The organism is Finegoldia sp. (assembly GCF_046991905.1).
Classification (GTDB): Bacteria; Bacillota; Clostridia; order Tissierellales; family Peptoniphilaceae; genus Finegoldia.
Map to the genome: position 1 here is coordinate 1 of NZ_JBKWZF010000082.1, position 5,386 is coordinate 5,386.

At 39.1% G+C, this 5,386-nt stretch carries 4 protein-coding genes; all 4 read right to left on the minus strand.

Features of this window, described 5'->3' with window-relative positions:
* Positions 1–137: 137 nt before the first annotated feature.
* Positions 138–428, minus strand: coding sequence for a hypothetical protein (locus tag ACLUJM_RS12570; protein ID WP_412412953.1), 291 nt, complete (start codon positions 426–428; stop codon positions 138–140).
* Positions 412–1,626 carry a replication initiation factor domain-containing protein gene (locus ACLUJM_RS12575; RefSeq protein ID WP_008394618.1) on the minus strand — a complete coding sequence of 405 codons (1,215 nt, stop codon included), beginning with the start codon at positions 1,624–1,626 and terminating at the stop codon, positions 412–414. The genes ACLUJM_RS12570 and ACLUJM_RS12575 overlap by 17 nt, the downstream gene beginning before the upstream one ends.
* A gap of 457 nt (positions 1,627–2,083) precedes the next feature.
* Entirely contained in the window at positions 2,084–3,991 is a 1,908-nt protein-coding gene (locus ACLUJM_RS12580) for an SHIRT domain-containing protein (protein ID WP_412412954.1), read from the minus strand.
* A 256-nt stretch (positions 3,992–4,247) separates the two neighbouring features.
* The gene (locus ACLUJM_RS12585; RefSeq protein ID WP_022356371.1) at positions 4,248–4,856 is read right to left on the minus strand and encodes a recombinase family protein; all 609 of its coding nucleotides are present in this window, start codon (positions 4,854–4,856) and stop codon (positions 4,248–4,250) included.
* Positions 4,857–5,386 lie beyond the last annotated feature (530 nt).

A 5,386-nucleotide genomic window follows, 5' to 3' on the forward strand; every position in this document is an offset into this window, starting at 1 on the left:
ATTTGTATCACATTTCTTAAACTTTTTTCTTTCTACGCCATATAGGGAACGGAAAATATGAAATGCTAAGTTAAAAATGAAAATATTTCTTCTTTTCACATCAACACTCAACGGCTAATGCCTGTTTGAATACAAAATCAAGAAATAAAATATAATTTCTTCTTTCTTGCACCAACACTCGACACAAACAATGCTTTTGAATACAAAATGAAGATAGTTTTTCCTCTTTCGCATAACACTGTCCACTCATCTTGAATTTCCGACACTTTTTCAAAACTTTTTTCTTCTTTCACTTCATATAGGGAATGGAAACCTTGATTTGATGACCTATTTTCAAAAAAAGTTAGATTTCCTTTTCTCGTACCATATCTGTACACAAGTTGATGTTTTGTTGCAGATATTTTGAAGAAATTAAAAAATACCGTCATTCTCTTGTGGGACAGCGGTATCTATGCGTTCTTCTATGGTTGATTTTTCTAATTGTAATAAGTGTTTATGCTTATCTTTGAGTTCTGCCTGCTCAATCATATCTTTCAGTATCGTTGTATGATTTTCTCTGTCTAATGCTTGTACCATTTTTATGGTTGGTGCAACCTGTCTTTGTAACCAATGTAATGCCTTTTGTAAAGTATAAGGTTCTGGTTTAGTCGTTAATCGTATCGGCTCTCTATTTTCCCCTATAAACCATGCCCAATCATCATTTGTTTTCCATTGACTTTTCGGTTTATCATCTTCTCTATCAACAAAGCGGACATAATGATTGATGATAGAAAAAGCGGTGCGTTCAGCGTCCCGATAGGTCAGTAAATCTACAACCGCATAATAGGCTCGTTCATTCTTCATGCGTATTTCAAAACGGTTCTTGATTTCTGTATCTTCAACTTCTATGCCATTTTTGACATACTGCTCGTAATTTTTCTGATAGGCACACATATATAACTCACTACTGGTTGAACCGAGATATAAGGTTTCTCCTGTATTCTTTGGTAAATCGCTACCACATTTTTCCGTACCGCTGTAATCTTTCTGCATACGAAAGTAGGAGATACATTCGCCAGCCTTGTATTTTTCCTTTAACTTTGGAATATCTAATATTCCTGCTTTATCATTGATTGCCAAGTCAAGTCGTTTCATCTTACCACCTGCCGTTAAACAATCCAGCATAAAGTCATACCATGAGCGTTCCTGTGCCAATAGATAACTTTCCATTTGCCGACACCCTCTGCCTTTTAGTTCTAATAAAACACCTAAATGCTCTTGCATGGAACACATGATGTTGATGTCGCCTAAAACATATTTGCTTTCATATCCGTATTTTCCAAAATCTTCATAAAGCATATAATCGGCTTTTAGTTGTAATACTTCACGAATAATCTTTAATGCGTCTGTCGTAGGAAAGCGGACACGGAAGTAATCAATCAACAGAAATAGTGGTTCTTGCGGATTGAAACGCTCAATCTGTTTTTCTATCGTTTGTTTTAGTTCAGCAGAGGGAACAACAGTCCCATTCTCTATCTGGTTAAAATATGTACGACTGATACCACAGGCAACAGCAAGTTTTCTTTGTGTTACTCCATATTCTTCACGCTTTTGTCTTAATTCTTCTATAAAGTTTTTATCATTCATTCTTCAATTCCTCCAATCAAAAAAGACAACTACCATATTTGATAATTGCCTGTACTTAAATCTCTGCAAAAGAAAAAGACAATCAATTTCTTATTTGAAATCAACTGTCTTTCCTATGTCTTATTCAATTTTATGTGTTAAATGAGTATCTTTCAGTTAACACCCTGTTAAAAGCGGGTTTGCCTTGTAAATACAGCGTTTTCCGCTTAGTAGTGTATAGTGTCTCTTGTTTTTTGTGCCCCCCTTGTTAGATAACGGGGGCTTATAAGGCTCGCTACGCTCGCCAGACCGCCGAAGTGAACCGCCCCCTCGCCAGCAAGCTGGCGTGGCGATATGTCTTGCGACCGCCACCGTGGGCGGCTCGCTCCGTCGGTTATCGTTTGCGTCCTTGAAAGCACGTTTCTAAAGCAGAGCAGAAGAAAAGGACAGAAACCTTTGTCCCTGTCCTTAATCATGCTTATCTGCTTCTTCTACGCTTGAAAATCAGTGCCGTTATCACTCCTGTAAGGGAAATGATGGTTGCCATGCTCCACAATAAGACATTCGTGCTATCGCCTGTCTTGACTGCCGTATCTGGCTTATCTGCCTTTGAAGCAGTGTTGTTCTTATCGTTGACGTTGTTATCGCCTTTGTCTGGCTTTGTCGGAGCAGTAGGCTGTTCTTCTTTATCTTTATCCTTGACCGTAATAGTTATGGTCTTAGTTACAGAAGCACCGTTGCTATCAGTTACCTTGTAAGTAACCGTATATGTACCAGCTTTTGAGGTATCTACTGTATTGTTGATAACCTCAATCTTATCCGTAAGGTCGCCGTCCTCTTTATCCAAAGCTGTTACACCTGCCATAACATCAAAACTGTCTCCAACGGTCAGCGTCTTATCTTCGGCTGTAATCACAGGAATATGGTTGATACCTCCTGCATTTTTCGCAAATGTCCATGTACCAGTAAAGGCAGTATCTGCTGTCAGCTTTTCGATTTCTTCTGGTGTCCAGCCCTCAAACAGCCATACGCCGTCGGTTGTTTCCACTCTGTCAGCTTTCAATGCTACTGGAACAACTTTCACACCATATACATAACTCGTTGCTTTTGGAAGCATGTCATTGACTTCTTTTGGAAGCTCCTTGTCGTCCGCTCCATTGATAAACTGGTAAGAAACAGTATATTTTTCATCATTGTCTGGTTTGTCGTTTCCATTTTCATCAACCGCCCATTGTGCGGAGTAAGTTACGGTCTGTGTTACTGTTTCTGTGACTTCTGGTGTCCAGCCTGTAAACACATAACCTGTACGTTTCGGCTCTCCATTAAATTTTGGTGTTTTAGTTCCTGATAACAGGTTGACATAGCTCTGGTCTTTGAAGATTTCTTCATTGTCCACACCGTCTGTATAGGTAACAGTGAATTTTTCTTCTTTGTCGTCAGGCGTGCCGTTGTTATTCTTGTCGTCCGCCCATGTAGCTGTATATGCGGCAGTTCCTGCCACCTTGTTTGTTACTTCTGGGTTCCACCCTGTGAATACATAATCTTTACGCTCTAAACTTCCCTTAAACTTTGGCGTAACGTCGCCAATCTTTAAGTCAGAATATACTTCGTCCTTAAAAATTTCTTGCCCCTCTACACCGTCCGTATAGGTTACAGTATAAAGTTCATTTGTAAAGGTTACGTCGATAGTATGTGGTTCTCTTACATTTTCAAAAGTATAAGAGAAGTTGTCTTTTCCTACTGCGTTGGAAATGTCCTGCCCGTCTACTGAAACAGAAGCTATATCCTGTCCAGCGTCAGCGGTAATATCATATTGCTTGCTGTCGCCATAGTTTACTTCCGTAACGCCATTGTCTGTAATCGTTCCACCTGTGCCAGCAGTGGCATTGATTGTAGGATTGAAATTCGCATAAATATTATATATGATTTTATTTCCTACGGTTTCGCCTTTAGTAAGCAGGCGGTTGACAGAGATAGTCTGTCCTGTGCCATTATATGCACTGTTCCAATCAGAACCGTCGTTTGAGAAAGAATATCGTTTTCCCCAGCCATAATCAGTACGATTGCCTAAATCTTCTCCTTGATAGAGCTGTTCATATGTCCAGCCTTTCCATACCCAGCCGTCCGCAGGAGTTGCGGTATATTCTCTGTAACCGATACCCTGTGTAAAGGTTGTTTCCACCCCGTTGCTGTCTGTCAGTTCTGCCGTTCCACCATTTCTGGTAACATATGCATGGACTTCGGCATCTTTAACGATAGCCTGCATCTCGCTTACTTCCTCATAGCGGTCTGGAATATTGCTGTTAGCAAGAACAATCTGTGGCGTGATAGAAGCCAGCATAGACAGTGATAATACGACCGCTAATGCCTTTTTTGTTCTTTTCATTGCTTGTTCTCCTTTCTTGAATTTTATAGAGAACGATTAAAAGACTTTATTCCTCCCTCCTTTTTGTACTATTCTCAAAAAGTACACCTTTTGCAAAAGATATAGAACAGTTAAAATCAGCAAGTATAGCAAAAGAATAACAGCTTTATAGCCGTTCCAACCATGAAAAACATTGAAAAAAATGGTATTTTATGCCATACTATATAGTGATATAGTGAACTATTAAAAGGTGTACCTTTTGAGAGTTCAGAACAGACTATTTCCGCTGTAATAGGCGGTATTCCCTTAATTTCCGATAGAATGTAGCTTCGCTCATTTTGCATATTTCCAAGACTTCCGACAGAGGAAGCCTTTTCTTTTCCCATTCATGGACAAGCTCTCCGAAATTCTCTGGAAGCGTGATTTCTGGTCTGCCGAATTTAATTCCTTTTGCCTTTGCCACCGCTATGCCTTGTGCCTGTCTTTTTCTGATGTTCTCACGTTCATTTTGTGCGACAAAGGATAGTATCTGTAACACAAGGTCGGCAATGAACGTACCCATTAAGTCTTTCCCATTTCTGGTGTCCAGTAAGGGCATGTCTATGACGCATATATCAATCCCTTTTTCTTTCGTCAGTATTCGCCATTGTTCCTGTATTTCAAGATAGTTCCTGCCTAAACGGTCAATACTTAGGATATAAAGTAAATCGCCTTGTTTTAGCTTTCTGACGAGCTTTTTATATTGTGGACGTTCAAAGCTCTTTCCAGACTGCTTGTCTATGTAGATATTCTTAGAAAGCACGTTCCGCTTTGAGAGTTCAACAATCTGTCGTTCTTCGTTCTGGTCTATGCTGGAAACCCGAACATATCCATAAATCTCTGCCATTTATTATCAATCCTCCTTTGCTATGGATATAGAAAAGTATCATAAACAAAAAAAGCACCTTACTGTAAAAGTAAAATGCTTTCGTTAAAATATATTCATTTGTTATCATTATTCGATTTCTGCCATTGAGAAGATACGCCTTATCACACAGCTTGTAAAGAGTGCTGACGCATTGCGTTGCAACAGGCTCTTGACAAGCTATGAGCTAAGACGTTGATAACGAACAGGCAGAAATGAGATAGTGTGCCGTTTCACGACATAGAAAAAGACGCTCTTTTTTCAAGCGTCGATTTCTTATAACTCTGTATTTCTTTGTATAAGTCGTTACATAAGGCTCTTTCATTTGTTGTAATTTCGTTGTAATTTTCCCTATTTTCTTTTTGCTATTTTGTCGTTAGATACTGTATTTATGCGGTTTTTCTTAGTTTAATATCTGTTTTTCTATATATAAAGTGATTGAACTGTATTTTGTTTATAAAAACAAACGGCTGCTCACATTCCTTTCCATCCATTATCGCCAGTGGAAGAAA

Bases quoted from the DNA above. Each gene is read 5' to 3' on its own strand.
- ACLUJM_RS12570 (WP_412412953.1), bottom strand. From the start codon at position 428: ATGACGGTATTTTTTAATTTCTTCAAAATATCTGCAACAAAACATCAA.
- ACLUJM_RS12585 (WP_022356371.1), bottom strand. From the start codon at position 4,856: ATGGCAGAGATTTATGGATATGTTCGGGTTTCCAGCATAGACCAGAAC.
- ACLUJM_RS12580 (WP_412412954.1), bottom strand. From the start codon at position 3,991: ATGAAAAGAACAAAAAAGGCATTAGCGGTCGTATTATCACTGTCTATG.
- ACLUJM_RS12575 (WP_008394618.1), bottom strand. From the start codon at position 1,626: ATGAATGATAAAAACTTTATAGAAGAATTAAGACAAAAGCGTGAAGAA.